Here is a 17,409-nt window from a genome sequence, read left to right on the forward strand (position 1 = left end):
ACGGCCCGGGCGGGGCGACAATGGTCGGCATGGCACGCCGGACCACGACACCCCCGCCCGAGGACTTCGAAGAGGTCATCCTCGACGTCGACGTCTCGGACGAGATGCGGGGCAGCTTCCTCGAGTACGCCTATTCGGTCATCTACTCCCGCGCCATCCCGGACGCCCGCGACGGGCTGAAGCCGGTGCAGCGCCGGATCCTGTTCCAGATGAACGAGATGGGCCTGCGCCCCGACCGCCCGCACGTCAAGTGCGGCCGCGTCGTCGGCGACGTGATGGGCAAGCTGCACCCGCACGGCGACGGCGCCATCTACGACACCCTCGTGCGCATGGCGCAGCCGTGGGCCATGCGGGTGCCGCTGGTCGACGGGCACGGCAACTTCGGGTCGCTCGACGCGGGCCCGGCCGCCTACCGGTACACCGAGTGCCGCATGAGCGAGCCGGCCATGCTGCTGGTGCGCTCGCTCGACGAGAACGTCGTCGACATGGTGCCGAACTACGACGGCCAGTTCGAGCAGCCCGAGGTGCTCCCGGCGGCGTTCCCAAACCTGCTGGTCAACGGCGCCACCGGCATCGCCGTCGGCATGGCGACGAACATGGCGCCGCACAACCTCGGCGAGGTCATCGACGCGACGCGGCACCTGCTCACGCATCCTGAGGCGAGCCTCGACGACCTCATGCGGTTCGTCCCGGGGCCCGACCTCCCCAGCGGCGGCCGGATCATCGGGCTCGACGGCGTCCGCGAGGCCTACGAGTCGGGGCGCGGCGCCTTCAAGACCCGCGCGACCGCCCGCATCGAGAACATCACCGCCCGCCGCAAGGGCATCGTCATCACCGAGCTTCCGTACATGGTCGGCCCGGAGCGCGTGCGCGAGCGGATCGTCGAACTCGTCCGCAACAAGAAGCTCCAAGGCGTGGCCGACGTCGTCGACTACACCGACCGCAACACCGCGCTGCGCCTCGTCATCGAGCTGAAGAGCGGCTTCGTGCCCGAGGCGGTGCTCGAGGAGCTGTACCGCCTCACGCCGCTCGAGGACTCGTTCTCGATCAACAACGTCGCGCTCGTCGACGGGCAGCCGCGGACGCTGGGCCTCAAGGAGCTGCTCGAGGTCTTCATCGCGCACCGCCTGTCGGTCGTGCGGCGCCGCAGCGAGTTCCGTCGCACCAAGGCCGCCGACCGGCTGCACCTGGTCGACGGCCTCATGATCGCGCTGCTCGACATCGACGAGGTCATCGCGGTCATCCGCTCGTCCGACGACGCGTCGGCCGCCCGCGAGCGGTTGATGACGGTCTTCGACCTGTCTGACATCCAGGCCCGCTACATCCTCGACACCCCGCTGCGCCGGCTCACCCGCTACGACCGGCTGGAGCTGGAGAAGGAGGGCGAGGACCTCCGTCGCACCATCGCCGAGCTGACGGCGCTGCTCGAGAACGAGGGCCTGCTGCGCCAGGCGGTCTCCGACGAGCTGGCCGAGATCGCCGCCGCGCACGCGACCCCGCGGCGCACGGTGCTGCTCGAGGAGTCCGGCGCCGTCACCACCCGGGCCGGCGCCGCGTCGCTCGAGATCGCCGACGACCCCTGCCAGGTGCTGCTGTCGTCGTCCGGCCTGCTGGCGCGGACGGCGGGCGAGGAGCCGCTGCTCTACGGCGACAAGCGCTCCAAGCACGACGTCATCGTCTCCGTGGCCGCGTCGACGGCGCGCGGCGAAGTCGGCGTCGTCACGTCGACGGGGCGCGTGCTGCGACTGTCGGTGCTCGACCTGCCCTCGTTGCCGCCGACGGCCGCCCTGACGCTGGCGGGCGGGGCAGCCTTGAAGGAGTTCATCGAGCTGGATCCGGGCGAGCGAGCCCTGGCGCTGACGACGTTCTCCGAGTCGTCGCCGGGCCTGGCCCTCGGGACCGAGCGCGGCATCGTCAAGCGGGTCGTCCCGGACCACCCCGGCAAGGACTCCTACGACGTCATCCGGCTCGACGACGGCGACCGCGTGGTCGGCGCCGTCGAACTGGTCACCGGCGACGAGGACCTGGTCTTCATCACCTCTGACGCACAACTGCTGCGGTTCTCGGCGTCGGCGGTCCGTCCGCAGGGCCGGGCCGGCGGCGGGATCGCCGGCGTCAAGCTGTCGTCAGGGGCGAAGGTGACGTTCTTCGGTTCGGTCGACGGCGCTCGCCCGGGTTCCGTGGTCACCGTCTCCGGCTCGTCGACGGCGTTGCCGGGGACCCAGCCGGGCGCGGTCAAGGTGACGCCATACTCGGAGTACCCGGCCAAGGGCCGCGCGACCGGTGGGGTTCGGTGCCATCGGTTCCTGAAGGGCGAGGACACGCTGATCTTGGCGTGGGCGGGAGCGGCTCCGGCGCGGGCGGCTGCCGCGAGCGGGGTGCCCATCGAACTTCCGGCGGACGTCGGGCGGCGCGACGGGTCCGGCATCGGAGTCGCCCAGCCGATCGCCGCCGTGGGCGGACCCCTGGTCGCCGGTTCCGAGGGTGATTCCGAGGCGGCTTCGGGGGCGCCAGTGATCGACGGGGAGCAGGCGACGCTGGACCTGGAGTAGGCGGGTACTGCGTTGGCGGGGTGGCCGTGCGCCGGATTTGCCGAGTTGGCCGGCCCCCTGCTGCTCTCCATTGTCGGGGGCGCGGGAGACCGCCTCAAGCGGACCAAGAAGGCGCTTCGCGCAGAGGGGACCGCTTGACCCGGACTCCCGCGCCCCCGCTCACAGCACCATCAGGGACCCCACCCCCAGAATGGCCCCGGCACTTATCCCCGCTGTTCTCGAGTCAAGCCGGCCGCTGACGGCTCACGCGTGGGTGGCAACCTCTCCCGCTGTGGTGAGGTCCCGCCGGCCGCTTTCCATGATCATCAACCTTTCGTGTCGCCAGAGCAGCCCGAAAGGTTGATGATCATGGTCCGGGGGCGGCGCTGACGCCCTGGAAACCGGCGGACGCCTCGGAAACCGGCGGTTGGCAGCGAATTCCGGGCCGCAAGCGCCGGTTTCCCGAGCGTGAGCCGGATTGCGGGGCGTCGCCACCGCCGCCGGCGGCCGGCGAGACCGCCACCCACGGCGAGACCAACTGCCGAACACCACAGCGGAACCGCCAGCGGCCGGCGTGACTCGAGAACAGCGGGTCTGAGGGCCGGGGCCATTCCGGGGAGGGGGCCCTCGACACTAAGGACAGCAGGGGCCCGACCCACGTCAGGACCCCACCGCAGAACCTCAATCCCCCCGGCCAACCCCGTCCAGAACACCGTCGACGAACTGCTCCAACTGCCGGCGGGTGGGACTGCGGTCCGGGTTGTGCAGCAGCCAATGCAGCGTGGGAGCGGAGACGATCTCGGCCAGGATGTCCAGGTCGAGGTCGTCGCGGAGTTCGCCGCGCTCGATGGCGTTCTTCAGGGCCGTCGCCAGGAGCTCGCGCCGCGGCCGGATGACCGACGAGCGGTACTGGGCGTCGAGCGCCGGGTAGCGGGCCATCTCGCCGATGAAGCAGGCGTAGACCTTGCGGTTGCGCGCGGACTCGCGCCCGCGCGCCGCCGCTTCGGACAGTGCGATGAGATCGTCGCGGATGGAGGTGCCGGGCAGCGTCGGCAGCGGGCCCTTGAGCTCGGCGACGGCGTCGCAGATGAGGCTCTCGAGGCCCTTCCACCGCCGGTAGATGGTGGTCTTGCCGACGCCGGCCCGGGCGGCAATGCCCTCGATCGTGGTGCCGGCGATGCCGAAGTCCGCCAGCAGGTCGAGGGTCGCCTCGATGATCGCCCGGTCCGCACCCTCGCTGCGCGGCCGCCCGGCGCGGCGCGGCTCCACCGCTGCCGGCTCCAGCGGCCCAGCCCCCACCGGCACGATCTCCGTCATCAGGTCACGTCCTCGCTGTCTCCGGCTCCGGCGCCTCCGGTGCTCCGTCCACCTCGGCGGGCGCGGGCGAGGCCGACCGTCCCGGCAGGAACACCGTCACGACGACCACGCTCAGCGCCGCGACCGCGGCTCCCAAGAAGGCTACCCAGTGCACACCGCTGAGGAAGGCCGTGAACGCCGGGCCGCGCACCTGGTCGACGACGCCGGCCTGCTCGGCCGCCATCATCGTGGTGCCGAGCGACTCGGCGGCCGCGTGCCGGACCCCTTCGGGAAGCACGCCGACCACGTCGTCGACCCCGCCCCGGTAGCGGGCCGACAGCACCGCGCCCAGGACGGCGACACCGAGCGCGCCGCCGACCTGCCGCATGGTGTTGTTGACCGCCGAGCCGACGCCGGCCTTCTCGCGCGGGACCGCCGCCATGACGGCCGTCGTCGCGGGCGGCATGACGTTGGCGATGCCGGCGCCCTGGACGAAGAACGCCAGCAGCAGGTACCAGAGCGGCGTGGTCTCCTCGATGAAACCCATCGCCACCAGGCTCAGCGCCACCAGCCCCAGGCCGGTCGCCGTCACGGTCCGGATGCCGAACCGGGCGACCGCCGTCGACGACAGCGTCGAGAACACCGTCTGGGCGATCGCGAACGGCAGGAACATCAGGCCGGTCTCGAGCGGGGTGTAGCCGCGGACGATCTGCAGGTAGAACGTCATGAAGAAGAACGTCCCGAGCATGGCGAAGAACACCAGCCCGATGGTCGTCACCGACGCCGAGAACACCGGGTTGCGGAACAGCCCGACGTCCAGCGCGGGATGGGTCGAGCGCCGCTCGTACCAGACGAACAGCGCCAGCACGGCCAGTCCGCCGAGCGTCGAGCCCCAGACCAGCGGGTCGGTCACCGTCGCCCGCTCGCCGCCCTCGATGATGCCGTAGACCAGCAGCGTCAGGCCGATGATCGACAGCAGGACGCCGCCCGGATCCAGCCGGCCGGGAACGGGGTTGCGCGATTCCGGGACCAGCCAGGCGATCAGCGCCAGGCCGATCACCACTACCGGCACGTTGATGAGGAACACCGAGCCCCACCAGAACCGCTCCAGCAGCGCGCCGCCGAGCACCGGCCCGAGCACGACGGAGATGCCGACGGAGGCGACCCAGATGCCGATGGCCCGGCCACGCTCCTCGGGTTCGAAGACGTTGGTGATGATGGCGAGCGTCGACGGCATGACGGCGGCGGCGCCGACACCCATGAACGCCCGCGCGGCGATGAGCTGCTCCGGCGAGCTCGCGTAGGCCGACACCGCGGAGGCGATGCCGAACAGCAGCAGCCCCAGCATCAGCATGCGGCGCCGGCCGAACCGGTCGCCGAGCAGGCCGAACGTGAAGAGCAGTCCGGCGAAGACGAGAGTGTAGGAGTTGATCGCCCACTCGAGTTCGCTCTGAGTGGCCGAGAGATCGTCCTGGATCGTTCGGAGCGCGACGTTGAGCACCGTGTTGTCGAGCACGACGACGAGCAGGCTCACGACGAGAACGCCGAGGATGCTCCATCGCCGGTTGTGGATCGTCGCTTGGTCCACGTTGGCGGGTCCTTCCCTGCTTGCTCTTTCGATACGGGACCGTGCCGTATCAGTTCTCGCGCCCGACGCTAGACCCGCTTCCAGCGATACGCAACCGTCGCGTATCGATATTTACCGAACTCTCAGCGAAATCACAGGCGTGAACCCGCATGGTGAGCCGGCCGCCCAACGGGAGGAGAGCAGTCGATGTCCAGGCCGGGTGTCGTGGGCCGCAGGGGCCGGAAAGGCTGGCAGACTGCCCCCATGCGTCCCTCCGCACGTCGCATCCTGCCCGCCGCGATCGCCGTCGCCGCGCTGGCACTCACCGCGTGCAGCGACGACGGCGACGGCGGGGGCGGCGAGGAGACCGCCGATCCGCAGGCGCAGCTCGACACCGCCGCCGACCTCCTCAACGAGGCCTCGAGCGTGAAGTTCGTGGTCGAGGGCGACGACCTCCCCGACGACGGCACCGTCGTCGTGGGCGGCGAGGGCGTCGCGGTGCCGCCGTCGTCGTTCGAGGGCGAGATCCGCATCCGCGCCGGCGCGCTGCCCGCGACCATCGAGGTCGTCTCCGTCGACGGGACGCTGTGGGCGCAGCTGCCGCTGACCAGCGGGTTCGACGAGGTCGACGCCGACGAGCTCGGCTTCGGCGACCCCGGCCTGCTGATCGACCCCGACCACGGCGTCAGCCAGCTGCTCACGTCCGGCACCGAGGTCACCGCCACCGAGCAGGTGCGCGTCGACGGCGAGGTCTACGACCAGGTCGAGTCCGTCCTGCCCGGCGAGCTGGTCGGCGAGGTCCTCACCATCGCCGACCCCGACGCCGAGGTCCAGGCGGTCTGGGCCATCGACGAGTCCGGCCACCTGCGCCAGGCCACGCTCACCGGCCCGTTCTACGACGGCGGCGACGAGCAGACCTACACCGTCAGCCTCGACGACTATGACGAGCCCGCCGAGATCAGTGCTCCCGAGAGCTGAGCGGACGGGGCGCGCCGGTCGCGCCGCGCTCGTCCTCGGGGTCATCGGCGTCCTCCTCGCCGCCGCCGACACCTACGTCATCGTCCTGGCGCTGCCGGACATGATGGTCGGCGTCGGACTCGACGTCGACGAGCTGCAGCGGGCGGCCCCGCTGGTCTCGATGTTCCTGCTCGGCTACGTCGTCGTGCTGCCGCTGGTCGGCCGCGTCTCCGACGTCACGGGCCGGCTCCCCGTGCTGACGGGGTCGCTGCTCGTGTTCACCGCAGGGTCGCTGCTGACGGCGTCGGCCGACGGCGTCGCGGGCGCGGTCGTCGGGCGGTTCCTGCAGGGCGCGGGCGGCGGCGCGCTGGTCCCGGTGACGCTCGCGCTGGTCGCCGACCTGTGGCCGCCCGACCGCCGCGGCGTCCCGCTGGGGCTGGTCGGCGCGGTGCAGGAGCTGGGGTCCGTGCTGGGCCCGCTGTTCGGCGCGGCGATCCTCGCGGTCGCCGACTGGCGGGCGATCTTCTGGGTCAACTTCGCCGTCGGCGCTGTGCTGTTCGCGGGGACGGCCACGGTTCGCCGGCGACGGGGTGAGTCCGCGGCCGCCGCCCTGGATGCGGAAGGGCCGCCCGCCGGCCGGTTCGACGTCGTCGGGCTGGTCCTCGGGCTGGGGGCGCTGGTCTGCGCCGGCCTCGCCGTCAACCGCCCCAGCGGCCTCGAGCAGAGCGTCCAGTGGGGCGAGCTGCTGGTCCCGCGGCTCGACGGGCACGAGTGGACGACGCCGCTCGCCCTCGCCGCGTACGTCCTGACCATCGCGTTCGTCGTCCGCGAGCTGACCGCCCGCCGGCCGCTGCTGCCGCTGCGCCGCACCCCCGCGGTCCTGCGCGCCGCCGACCTGCCCGGCGCGCTGCTGCTGGGCGTCGCGCTCGGCGGCATCGTGCTGACGTTCGCGACCGCCGACCCCGCGGTCGAGCTGATGGCGCCGTCGGGCCCCTGGCTGCTCGCCGGATCCGCGGTCGCGCTGGCGGCGTTCGCCTGGCGGCAGCGCCGGGCCGCCGCTCCCCTGGTCCCGCCCGACGCCGTCCGGGCGATGCCCGCCTGGGGCGCACTGGTCGTCAGCCTGTTCGTCGGCGCCGCGCTGGTCGCCGTCGTCGTCGACGTCCCGATCCTCGCCCGCACCGTCGTGCCGGGGTCGAGCCAGCTGGACGCGGCGCTGGTGCTGCTGCGGTTCCTGGTGGCGCTGCCGGTCGGCGCGCTGCTCGGCGGCTGGCTGCTGCGCCGGTACGGGCCCGCGCTGCTGGCCGGCGGCGGCATGGCGCTGGGCACGGCGGGCCTCGCGATCATGGCGACCTGGGGCATGGGCTCGCTCGACGGCCTGATCGACGACGGCGTCCTGGTGGCGGCCGGTCTGGGGTTCGGGCTGGCGATCGCCCCGGTGAACGCGGCCCTGCTGGCGGCGGCGCCGCGGTCGACGCACGGGGTGGCGACCGCCCTGCTCGTCGTCGCCCGCATGGTCGGCATGCTGGCCGGGCTGTCGGCACTGACGGCGATCGGGTTGCGCAAGCTGTACTCCGTCCAGGCCGGCATCGAGTCGCCCGCCGTCCTGTGCCCCGACTCCCCCACCGACTGCGGGCCGTACGACGACGCCGTCCGGCAGGCGATCGTCGAGCAGCTGCAGGCCACGTTCACCGGCGCCGCCGTGTGCGCGGCGACCGCCGCCCTGGGTGCCGTGCTGCTGCTGCGGCACCGTCCACGTACCGTTGAGGCGTGACGCTCTGCTCGGACGCCGGCCGCGAGCTGTCCGAGCCGTTGGCCGGGACGGCGCCCGTGGCGGCGTGGTGGCTCGTCGTCGAACAGCCCGGCCCGTGGGGCGCGAAGGCGCTGACGCAGTCGCATCTGGACCCTGTGCTGGGGGCGTCGCTGGACGCCGCGGCCGGCGCGCACGGCGGGCGGGTCGCGCTGGTCCGGCGGCCGCGGCGGCACCCCGACACCCACTACCCCGCCTCGCACCGGGTCTGGGTCGCCGGGACGACGCCGGGAGCGACGTTCCTGCTCGGCGGCTGGCTGCCCGACGTGTCGGTGCTGCTCGCGCTGGACTGGGCCGCGCTGCGCGCGGGTGACCCTTCCGCCGTCGTCGATCGGCTGCCGGACCTGCGTCCCGAGACCGAGCCCCTGCTGCTGGTCTGCACGAACGGACGGCGCGACCTCTGCTGCGCGGCGAAGGGCCGCCAGCTCGTCGCCGACCTCCGCGACGACGTGGTCGGGCGTGTGTGGGAGACGACGCACCTCGGCGGACACCGGTTCGCGCCGACGGCGGTGCTGCTGCCACACGGCGTCGTGTACGGGCGGATGGACGACAAGCAGGCGCTGCTGCTGGTCGAGTCGGCGCGCGAGGGCCGCTTCCTCGACGACGGGTACCGCGGGCGGAGCACGTTCTCGCGCCCCGGCCAGTCGGCCGAGGCCGCCGTCCGGCGACTGCTCGGCGACACCGCCCTGGACGACCTGTCGGTCGCGTCCGTCGTTGCGGGCGGCTCGGGTGGCGCGGAAGGCGCCTGGGACGCCGTCGTCGATCATGCGGACGGGCGCAGCTGGAGCGTCGCCGTCCGGGCCGAGGAGCAGCAGCCGCCGCGGCCGGAGTCCTGCGGCAAACCGCCCGTCACCCCGATCGCGTACGTTGCGAGTGTCCCCGTCCCGCGGTGAGAGGATCCCGATGCAGTCCGAGCAGTTCGTCGACGTCCTGGCCGGCAACGACCACTACGCGGCCTCGTTCCGCCTGGCCGGCCTCGAGCCGGTCGCGGCGGCCGGGCTCGCGGTCGTCACGTGCATGGACTCCCGCATCGAGCCGCTCGACATGCTCGGCCTGAAGCCGGGCGACGCGAAGATCATGCGCAACGCCGGCGCCCGCGTGACGACCGACGTGCTGCGCACCCTGGCGCTGGCGACGCACCTGCTCGGCGTCACGCGCATCATGGTGGTCGCGCACACGCGGTGCAAGATGGCCAGCGCGACCACCGAGGAGGTCGTGGCGGCGATCGAGCAGTCGTCGGGGATCGACGTGCGGAGCCTCGACTTCCAGCTCATCGCCGACCAGCGGGCGACCCTGGCCGAGGACGTGCAGAAGATCCGGTCGTGGCCTTTCCTGCCCGCCGGCGTCCCGGTCGGCGGCTTCCTGTACGACGTCGACACCGGCAAGCTCACTCAGCTCGCCTGACCGTCCGCCCGGGGACCTCAGCCGCGTGGCGGGCGGTCTGGTGGGGCTATAGCGCCACCAAACCGCCCGCCATCTCAGGCCCGCGTCAGGCCACAGTGAGTGCCGGCGCCAGCTCGCGCCACTCCGGAAGCGGCAAGCCCGCCCGGCCGGTGAGGACCTGGACACAGACGTGGTCGGCGCCGGCGGCGTGGTGCTCGGCGACCCGGGCGGCCACGGTGTCCACGTCGCCCCAGGCGATCAGGGCGTCGAGCAGGCGCCGGCTCCCCGAGCCGGACAGGTCGTCGTCGGTGAAGCCGATGCGGCGGAGGTTGTTCACGTAGTTGGGCAGGCCGAGGTAGAACTCGACCACCGGGCCGGCGATCCGCCGCACCTCGTCGAAATCGGCGGACAGGACCACCTTCTGCTCGGGCGCGAGGAGCGGCCCAATCCCCAGGACGTCACGGGCCAGCCGCGTGTGATCGGGTGTCACGAGGTACGGGTGCGCGCCGAGGCTGCGCTCCCCCGCCAGCCGCACCGTCCGCGGCCCGAGCGCCGCCACCGCCCGATGGTCTGCCGGCACGTCCGCCGCGTCGAGCTCGTCCAGGTAGGACACCACCTTGCTGTACGGACGGCGGTACTGCCGGCCGCTCTGCTCGACGAACTTCGCGTGGCCGGCGCCGATGCCGAGCAGCAGCCGATTCGGGAACAGGTCATCCACCCGGTGGAACGCCGCCGCCACCTCCTCCGCCGGCTCGCTCCACACGTTGACGATGCCGGTGGCGGCCACCAGCCGCGACGTCGCCGCCAGCACCTGCGACGGCCGGACCAGGTCGCCCTCGGCTCCACCCAGCCACGCCGCGCCGAACCCGAGCGCCTCGACCTCCGCGAACCCGGACGCCACCTCGCCGGGGTCGCCGGGCCAGTTCCGTGCGCCGACCCACACGCCGGCCCGTCCCACGTCGATCGCCATGCTCAGGGCAACCGCCAGGCGGCCCGGTCTCTTCCTTTAGGCTCGACGGGTGCCGCACATCTTCCGCGCCCCCGTCGAAGCCGATCTTCCCACCCTGCTGAAGCTCAACAACGACCACGCCCTCGAGCTGTCCGAGCTGGCGGAGGACGAGTTCCGTGAGCTGCTGAAGGTGGCCTGGCGCAGCCGCGTCACCGACGACCTCAGCGCCATGGTCGTCGCGTTCGACCAGGACACCGCTCGCATCAGCCAGAACTTCGACTGGTTCAAGGCACGGTACCCGCGCTTCGCCTACGTCGACCGGGTCGTCGTGGCGGAGGCGACGCGTGGGCAGGGGCTGGCCCGGGCGCTCTACGACGACGTCATCGAGGCCGCCCGCGCCGAGGGGCAGACGTTGCTGTGCGCCGAGGTCAACCTCGACCCGCCCAACCCGGCGTCCGACGCGCTGCACACGTCCGTCGGGTTCACGCCGGTCGGCTCGGCCGATGTCGTCGGCAGGGACAAGTCGGTCCGGTACTACGTCCGCCCACTCTGACGGTCGCCGTCCGAGCCGGAGCCGGAGCCGGAGCCGGCGCCGAAGTCCTCGGCCTCGAGGGCCGGGGTCAGTTCGTCGACCAGCAGGGTGTCCTGGCGGACGGCGCCGCGCCGGTAGGCCGCCCGGCCGATCATGTGCGCGGCCACCGGCGCCGTCAGCAGCTGGAACATCGCGACCGCCAGCAGCATGCCGACGTCGGTCCAGTCGCGCAGCCGCAGCCCGACACCGACCAGGATCAGCAGCAGCCCGAGGACCTGCGGCTTCGTGCCGGCGTGCATGCGGCTGAACAGGTCCGGGAAGCGGATCAGGCCGATGGCGGCGATCAGCGACAGCGCGCATCCGGCCAGCAGGCACGCCCCCGACAGCACGTCGAGCCAGGTCACGATCCCTCCCCCTTGTCGTCGTGGGCGGCGAACCGGGCGACGCTGACCGAGCCGACGAAGCCGACCAGCGAGAGCACGACGAGGATGGGCAGCGTCGTCGCGTGCCGGTTCAGTGCTGCCTCGAGCCCGAGCCCGGCGACGACGACGGCGATGAGCACGTCCATGGCGACGACCCGGTTGAGCATGGTCGGGCCGGCCGCCATGCGGATCAGCACCAGGACGGCGGACAGGCTCAGCATGGCGGCGCACACCCAGATCACGACGGTCATCGACCCACCCCCTGGTCCGCAGCGGCAGCCAGATAGGCGGCCAGTTCCTCGTCCGACGCCAGCGCCCGCACGACCCGCGCCTCCTGCCGTAGTGCCCGCCGTCGCGCCTCCTCGACGTCGGCCTCGGAGCGCACCCCGAGCACGTGCAGGAACAGCGTCGACGTCGACCGGCGCACCTCGACGACGAGGCTGCCCGGGACGAGCGACAGCAGCTCGGCCGTCAGCGTTAGGTAGAGGTCGGACCGGCTGCGCAGGTCGACCTGGATGACGGCGTTCAGCGGCCGCTTCCCGATCCGCAGCGCCAGGGCCGCCACCTGGGTGCTGGCGATGATCAGGTCGGCGACGAACCAGCCGGCCAGCACCGCCAGCCCGCGCACCCGCAGCCGGCCGCCGAACACGATCGGCGGCAGCGGGAACACCAGGACCACCACGACGGCGACGACCAGCCCGGACAGCACGTTCGCCACGGTCACGCTGCCCCAGAGCAGCACCCAGACGACGGTCAGCCCGATCAGCATCGGCCACTGCAGCCCGTTGCGCCGCGACGGCACGTCGCCCGGCGCCTCACCTGGCGTCTCGCCCGGTGCCGGACCCACCCGGTCGGGATCGACGGTCATGGCGCACCTCCCGGCAGGACGGCCTCGATGTACGGTGTGCGCTCGCGCAGGTCGGCGGCGGCGCGGTCGGTGAGCCCGAACAGCGGCCCGGCGAATACCGTCAGCGCGACCCCGACCGCCAGCAGCGCCGCGGCCGGCCCGGCCATGCCGGCCCGCATGACGACGGCGGCCTTGCCGGTCAGGACGGCGCCGTCGGTCCGCACCGGCTTGCCGTGCAGGTCCGTCGTCGCCCCGGCCGCCTCCGCTTCCGACGACAGCTCCTCCGACGACGGCGGCTGCCAGAACGCCCGGTTCCACGCCTTCGCCATGGCGTACAACGTCAGCAGGCTCGTCACGACGCTCCCCGCCACCAGCACGTACGCCAGCCAGCTGCCGTCGTCGACGCCGGCCTGCATGAGCCCCAGCTTGCCGAGGAACCCGGAGAACGGCGGGATGCCGGCCAGGTTCATCGCGGGCACGAAGAACAGCAGCGCCAGCACGGGCGACAGCCGGGCGAGCCCGCCGAGCCGCTCGAGCGACGTGCTGCCGCCGCGGCGCTCGATCAGTCCGGCGACGAGGAACAGGTTGGTCTGGATGACGATGTGGTGGACGACGTAGTAGATGGCGCCGGACAGGCCGTCGTCGGTGGCCAGCGCGACCCCGAACACCATGTACCCGATATGGCTGACCAGCGTGAACGAGAGCATGCGTTTGAGGTCGTCCTGCGCGACGGCGCCCAGGATTCCGATGACCATGGTCAGCAGCGCCGCCCACAGCAGCGCGTCGGACAGCGGGCTGTCCGGGAACAGCAGCGTCTGCGTCCGGATGATCGCGTAGACGCCGACCTTCGTCAGCAGGCCGGCGAACACCGCGGTCACCGGCGCGGGCGCCGTCGGATAGCTGTCCGGCAGCCAGGCCGACAGCGGGAACACCGCGGCCTTGATGGCGAACGCCGTCAGCAGCATGAGCTGCAGCAACAACGCCACGCCGTCGGGCAGCTCGTCCAGCCGCCCGGCCAGCTGCGCCATGCTCACGGTCCCGGTGGCGGCGTAGACCAGCGCGAGTGCGGTCAGGAACACGATCGACGACGCCAGGCTGACGACGACGTACGTGCTGCCGGCCCGGATCCGGTCGGCGGTCCCGCCCAGGGTCAGGAGCACGTACGACGCGGCGAGCAGGATCTCGAACCCGACGTAGAGGTTGAACAGGTCGCCGGAGAGGAACGCGTTGGCCACGCCGGCGACCAGGATGAGGAACGTCGGGTGGTAGATCGACAACGGCGTGTCCGGGCCGTACTCCACCAGCCCCTGGCTCAGCGAGTACACCAGAACGCACAGCGCCACGATCGCCGACACCAGCAGCATCAGCGCCGACAGCCGGTCGGCGACCAGCGAGATCCCGAGGGGCGCCTCCCAGCCGCCGACGTGCATGACCTGCGGGCCGTCGGCATCGGCGCGCACCAGCAGGACGGCCGCGATCGCCACCATGAGCGCGAGCACGACGACGCTGACCACCCGCTGCGCCCGGGCGGACCGGCCGAGCGCCAGCGCCAGGCCGGCGCCGAACAGCGGCAGGATCACCGGCAGCGGGACGAGGACGGACGCGCTCATCGCTGCTCCCCCTCGGGCCCGACGGCGGCCGGGTCACCATCGGGCGACGAGGCGACGGCGGCGGGCTCGTCCGCCCCCTCCTCGTCCATCGTGCCCCCGGCGCTGTCGTCGTAGCTCGACGACACCTCGTCCAGCTCGGCGCGACGGCGGATCGCGGCGTCCTCGACGTCGTCCTGCACCTCGTCGTTGCCGTTGAGCTGCCAGGCCCGGTAGGCCATGGCCAGCAGGAACGCCGTCACGCCGAGCGTGATGACGATGGCGGTGAGCACCAGCGCCTGCGGCAGCGGGTCGCTCATGTCGTCCACGTCGTTGAGGCCGACGATCGGCGCTCGTCCGGCCGGCCCGGAGGCCACGAGGAACAGCGTGTTGACGCCGTTGCCGATGAGGATGACGCCGACGAGCACGCGGGTCAGGCTGCGCTCGAGCAGCAGGTAGACGCCGGCGGCGAACAGCACGCCGACCACGACGACGAGGACCAGGTTGGCGCTCATCGCACCCCCTCCGCGGTCTCCAGGGCCTCGGCCGAGTCCGAGGCCGCGTCCGAGTCGGAATCGTCGCCGTCGGCCTGCCGGTCGATGCCGCCGCCGAGGCTGCGCAGCACGTCGAGCATCAGCCCGACCACCACCAGGTACACGCCGATGTCGAAGAACAGCGACGTCACGAAGTGCACGTGCCCGATCAGCGGCACCTCGACGTCGACGACGGCGCTCTGCAGGACGTCGCCGCCGAACAGCAGCGGCACCAGCCCGGTCCCCGTCGCGACGAACAGCCCGATGCCCAGCACCAGCCCGGCGTCGACGGGGGCGGCCTCGTCCAGCTCGTGCCGGCCGCCGGCGAGGTAGCGGACCATCAGCGCAAGCCCGGCGACCAGCCCGCCGGCGAACCCGCCGCCCGGGGCGTTGTGCCCGACGAACAGCAGGTAGATCGAGAACACGATGACCACGTGGAACGCCAGCCGCGTGACCACCTCGAACAGGATCGAGCGGCCCTCGGGCGCGACGGTGCGCCCGGCCCGCAGCCAGAGGTTGCGGTGCGAGCGGCGGCCGTGCGGCGACGGCGCGCTGGCGATCGCGTCGTCGGGCCGCCACCGCCCCGTGCGCCCGGTGATGAGGAAGATCAGGCTGGCCACGCCGGTCGCGGCGACGACGAGCACCGAGATCTCGCCCATGGTGTCCCAAGCCCGGATGTCGACCAGCGTGACGTTGACGATGTTGTGCCCGCCGCCGTACGACACGGCCGGCTCGGCGAACCCGTCGGACACCGGCTGGGCCGTCCGCGCGCCCGACGCCGCCAGCGCCAGCCCGGCCATGATCACGCCGACGGCGACGCCGAGGCCGAGCCGCCACCAGCGCGACGCCGTCAGCGGCCGGTCGGAGAAGTACGTCGGCAGTCGCCGCAACACCAGCACGAAGATCACCAGCGTGACGGTCTCGACCAGCACCTGCGTCAGCGCGAGGTCCGGCGCGCCGTGCAGGATGAACAGCATCGCCATGCCGTAGCCGGTGCCACCGGCCAGGACGACCGCCTTCAGGCGCCTCCGCGACCGCGCCGCCAGCACCGCCGCGGCGATCATGATCGCCCCGACCACGGCCTGCCCGACGCTGTCCCACGCCCGCACGTCCAGCCCGCTGCCGCCGCCGTCCCAGAGCCGGTTGACCACCAGCACGCCGCCCGGCACCGCGACGACGACCAGGAAGATCACGGCCAGGTAGCTGGGCAGCGAGCCGCGCTGCGTGGTGCCGGTGACCTCGACGGCGAGCCGGTCGACGCCGCGCATGATGGTCCGGTACGTCGTCTCGGCGTCGGTCGACGGCGCCAGCGCACCCTCGACCCGGCCGACGCCGTCGCGCCAGCGGAACAGCGCGATGCCCACCAGCACCGACGCGACCGACAGCAGCAGTGCGGCGTTGAGGCCGTGCCAGAGCGCCAGCTCCGGCTCGTGCGCGCCCTCGGGGAACAGGTCGGCGTACGGCTCGAGCAGCGTGGTCTCGGCCGGCCCGAGGAACCCGAGCACCAGCCCGGCGGCCGCCAGCACCACGGGCGCGGCGCTGAACCCCACCGTCGGGAACCGGCAGTCCGACGCCTCGAGCGCCGGCACCCCCGGCTTCACCGCGAACGCGCCCCACACGAACCGGATGCTGTAGGCGGCGGTCAGCGCCGACCCGACGGCCAGCCCCGCAACCAGCGCCCACCCGGCGAACGCGCCGATGCCGGTGCCGTCGCCGGTCTCGGCGATGTCGAGGGCCGCGAGGTACGCGCTCTCCTTGGCGACGAACCCGGCCAGCGGCGGGATCGCGGCCATGGACGCCGCCGCCAGCACCGACGTCACCAGCAGGACCGGCAGCCGCCGGCCCAGCCCGGACAGCTCGCGCAGGTCGCGGGTGCCGGTCGCGCGGTCGACCAAGCCGACCACCAGGAACAGCGCGGCCTTGAACAGCGCGTGCGCCACCAGCATGGCGACCCCTGCCAGTGCCGCCGACCGCGTGCCCGCGCCGACCAGCACGATGAGGAAGCCGAGCTGGCTCACCGTCCCGTACGCGAGCAGCAGCTTGAGGTCGGTCTGCCGCAGCGCTCGCAGCGCGCCGAGCAGCATCGTCAGCACACCCAGCGTCAGCAGTAGCGGCCGCCACGGCATCAGCCCCGCGAACGCCGGCGCGAACAGCGCGACCAGGTAGACACCAGCCTTCACCATGGCGGCGGCGTGCAGGTAGGCGCTGACGGGGGTGGGCGCGGCCATGGCGCCGGGCAGCCAGAAGTGGAACGGGATCAGCGCCGACTTCGACACCGCCCCGATCAGCACCAGCACGACGGCGACGGTGACGGCGTCGCCGCCCGGCGGGTCGGCCAGCACCGCGGAGATCTGGTACGTCCCGGCGGCCTGCCCGATGACGATGACGCCGACCAGCATGGCCAGCCCGCCGAACGTCGTCACCATGAGCGCCTGCAGCGCCGCCCGCCGGTTCGCCTTGCGCTCCGGATTGTGCCCGATGAGCAGGTACGACAGGACCGTCGTCAGCTCCCAGAACACGTACAGCACCAGCAGGTCGTCGGCCAGCACCAGCCCGAGCATGGCCCCCGCGAACGCCGTCAGCAGCCCCGCGAACCGCGCCAGGCCCGCGTCGTCGCGCCGGAAGTACGCCGCGCAGTACGCCAGCACCAGCGCGCCCACGCCCGTGACCAGCAGCGTCATCACCCAGGTCAGCGTGGTGAGGCGGAACGACAGCTCCAGCCCCAGCTCGTCGACCCAGCGGATCGTCTGCTCGACGTCGCCGCCCTCCTGCACCCGGCCGGTCATCGCCACGGCCCAGCCGAACCCCGCCGCGGGGACGGCGGCCAGCAGCAGCAACGCCGGGCGCCGCAGCCACGCCACCAGGGCAGGCGCCAGCGCCGCGGCGACGAGGTGCGCGGCGATCAGGGCCAGCATCATGAGCGGCTCACACGGGCAGTCGGCACTGGGAACCCTTCGATGGTGCCGCCTGCGGGAGGTCGCAGGGGCACGTTCGTGCGG

At 72.8% G+C, this 17,409-nt stretch carries 15 protein-coding genes; 6 read left to right on the plus strand and 9 right to left on the minus strand.

The genetic code is table 11. The features are described from left to right. Positions 1-29: 29 nt before the first annotated feature. Complete coding sequence (locus HD601_RS19840) at positions 30-2,552, plus strand: DNA gyrase/topoisomerase IV subunit A (RefSeq protein ID WP_184824764.1); 2,523 nt, start codon at positions 30-32, stop codon at positions 2,550-2,552. A 660-nt stretch (positions 2,553-3,212) separates the two neighbouring features. Here the strand turns inward: HD601_RS19840 and HD601_RS19845 are convergent. Next, positions 3,213-3,848, minus strand: a complete 636-nt coding sequence (locus tag HD601_RS19845) for a TetR/AcrR family transcriptional regulator (protein WP_184824766.1) — start codon at positions 3,846-3,848, stop codon at positions 3,213-3,215. A 4-nt stretch (positions 3,849-3,852) separates the two neighbouring features. Further along, on the minus strand, positions 3,853-5,415 hold the full coding sequence (locus HD601_RS19850; RefSeq protein WP_184824768.1) for a DHA2 family efflux MFS transporter permease subunit: 1,563 nt from the start codon (positions 5,413-5,415) through the stop codon (positions 3,853-3,855). Between the two features lie 243 nt (positions 5,416-5,658). Between HD601_RS19850 and HD601_RS19855 the strand changes: the two genes are divergently transcribed. Genes HD601_RS19855 through HD601_RS19870 form a run of 4 tightly spaced genes read left to right on the plus strand, consistent with a single transcriptional unit; the run spans position 5,659 to position 9,562 of the window. After that, entirely contained in the window at positions 5,659-6,372 is a 714-nt protein-coding gene (locus HD601_RS19855) for an LppX_LprAFG lipoprotein (RefSeq protein WP_184824770.1), read from the plus strand. Continuing rightward, positions 6,356-8,122 carry an MFS transporter gene (locus tag HD601_RS19860; protein WP_221441135.1) on the plus strand — a complete coding sequence of 589 codons (1,767 nt, stop codon included), beginning with the start codon at positions 6,356-6,358 and terminating at the stop codon, positions 8,120-8,122. Before HD601_RS19855 ends, HD601_RS19860 begins: the two co-directional genes overlap by 17 nt. Continuing rightward, positions 8,119-9,051 carry a sucrase ferredoxin gene (locus tag HD601_RS19865; protein ID WP_184824774.1) on the plus strand — a complete coding sequence of 311 codons (933 nt, stop codon included), beginning with the start codon at positions 8,119-8,121 and terminating at the stop codon, positions 9,049-9,051. Before HD601_RS19860 ends, HD601_RS19865 begins: the two co-directional genes overlap by 4 nt. A gap of 10 nt (positions 9,052-9,061) precedes the next feature. Next, on the plus strand, positions 9,062-9,562 hold the full coding sequence (locus HD601_RS19870) for a beta-class carbonic anhydrase (protein WP_184824776.1): 501 nt from the start codon (positions 9,062-9,064) through the stop codon (positions 9,560-9,562). 85 nt (positions 9,563-9,647) lie between these two features. On the opposite strand, the gene HD601_RS19875 is transcribed toward HD601_RS19870, so the two are convergent. Further along, positions 9,648-10,511: an LLM class F420-dependent oxidoreductase gene (locus HD601_RS19875; protein ID WP_184824778.1), complete on the minus strand. Its 864-nt coding sequence runs from the start codon at positions 10,509-10,511 to the stop codon at positions 9,648-9,650. Positions 10,512-10,560: 49 nt separating this feature from the next. Between HD601_RS19875 and HD601_RS19880 the strand changes: the two genes are divergently transcribed. Continuing rightward, the gene (locus HD601_RS19880) at positions 10,561-11,043 is read left to right on the plus strand and encodes a GNAT family N-acetyltransferase (RefSeq protein ID WP_221441136.1); all 483 of its coding nucleotides are present in this window, start codon (positions 10,561-10,563) and stop codon (positions 11,041-11,043) included. On the opposite strand, the gene mnhG is transcribed toward HD601_RS19880, so the two are convergent. The 6 genes from mnhG to HD601_RS19910 are packed head-to-tail and all read right to left on the minus strand — an operon-like array spanning position 11,025 to position 17,325. Beyond that, complete coding sequence (mnhG, locus tag HD601_RS19885) at positions 11,025-11,426, minus strand: monovalent cation/H(+) antiporter subunit G (protein ID WP_343076430.1); 402 nt, start codon at positions 11,424-11,426, stop codon at positions 11,025-11,027. The two genes, HD601_RS19880 and mnhG, sit on opposite strands and share 19 nt — an antisense overlap. Then, positions 11,423-11,695, minus strand: a complete 273-nt coding sequence (locus HD601_RS19890; protein WP_184824780.1) for an MrpF/PhaF family protein — start codon at positions 11,693-11,695, stop codon at positions 11,423-11,425. Before HD601_RS19890 ends, mnhG begins: the two co-directional genes overlap by 4 nt. Next, complete coding sequence (locus HD601_RS19895; RefSeq protein WP_184824782.1) at positions 11,692-12,312, minus strand: Na+/H+ antiporter subunit E; 621 nt, start codon at positions 12,310-12,312, stop codon at positions 11,692-11,694. Before HD601_RS19895 ends, HD601_RS19890 begins: the two co-directional genes overlap by 4 nt. Further along, positions 12,309-13,901, minus strand: a complete 1,593-nt coding sequence (locus HD601_RS19900) for a Na+/H+ antiporter subunit D (RefSeq protein WP_184824784.1) — start codon at positions 13,899-13,901, stop codon at positions 12,309-12,311. The genes HD601_RS19895 and HD601_RS19900 overlap by 4 nt, the downstream gene beginning before the upstream one ends. Next, entirely contained in the window at positions 13,898-14,392 is a 495-nt protein-coding gene (locus tag HD601_RS19905; protein WP_184824786.1) for a Na(+)/H(+) antiporter subunit C, read from the minus strand. Before HD601_RS19905 ends, HD601_RS19900 begins: the two co-directional genes overlap by 4 nt. After that, a complete protein-coding gene (locus HD601_RS19910; RefSeq protein WP_184830071.1) occupies positions 14,389-17,325 on the minus strand; it encodes a Na+/H+ antiporter subunit A in 2,937 nt (978 codons plus the stop codon). The genes HD601_RS19905 and HD601_RS19910 overlap by 4 nt, the downstream gene beginning before the upstream one ends. Positions 17,326-17,409 lie beyond the last annotated feature (84 nt).

The sequence above is a fragment of the Jiangella mangrovi genome (assembly GCF_014204975.1).
GTDB lineage: Bacteria > Actinomycetota > Actinomycetes > Jiangellales > Jiangellaceae > Jiangella > Jiangella mangrovi.

Excerpts from the sequence above, each read along its gene's own strand:
- HD601_RS19840 (WP_184824764.1), top strand. The coding sequence starts at position 30 with ATGGCACGCCGGACCACGACACCCCCGCCCGAGGACTTCGAAGAGGTC.
- HD601_RS19845 (WP_184824766.1), bottom strand. The coding sequence starts at position 3,848 with ATGACGGAGATCGTGCCGGTGGGGGCTGGGCCGCTGGAGCCGGCAGCG.
- HD601_RS19855 (WP_184824770.1), top strand. The coding sequence starts at position 5,659 with ATGCGTCCCTCCGCACGTCGCATCCTGCCCGCCGCGATCGCCGTCGCC.
- HD601_RS19870 (WP_184824776.1), top strand. The coding sequence starts at position 9,062 with ATGCAGTCCGAGCAGTTCGTCGACGTCCTGGCCGGCAACGACCACTAC.
- HD601_RS19875 (WP_184824778.1), bottom strand. The coding sequence starts at position 10,511 with ATGGCGATCGACGTGGGACGGGCCGGCGTGTGGGTCGGCGCACGGAAC.
- HD601_RS19890 (WP_184824780.1), bottom strand. The coding sequence starts at position 11,695 with ATGACCGTCGTGATCTGGGTGTGCGCCGCCATGCTGAGCCTGTCCGCC.
- HD601_RS19895 (WP_184824782.1), bottom strand. The coding sequence starts at position 12,312 with ATGACCGTCGATCCCGACCGGGTGGGTCCGGCACCGGGCGAGACGCCA.
- HD601_RS19900 (WP_184824784.1), bottom strand. The coding sequence starts at position 13,901 with ATGAGCGCGTCCGTCCTCGTCCCGCTGCCGGTGATCCTGCCGCTGTTC.
- HD601_RS19905 (WP_184824786.1), bottom strand. The coding sequence starts at position 14,392 with ATGAGCGCCAACCTGGTCCTCGTCGTCGTGGTCGGCGTGCTGTTCGCC.
- HD601_RS19910 (WP_184830071.1), bottom strand. The coding sequence starts at position 17,325 with ATGCTGGCCCTGATCGCCGCGCACCTCGTCGCCGCGGCGCTGGCGCCT.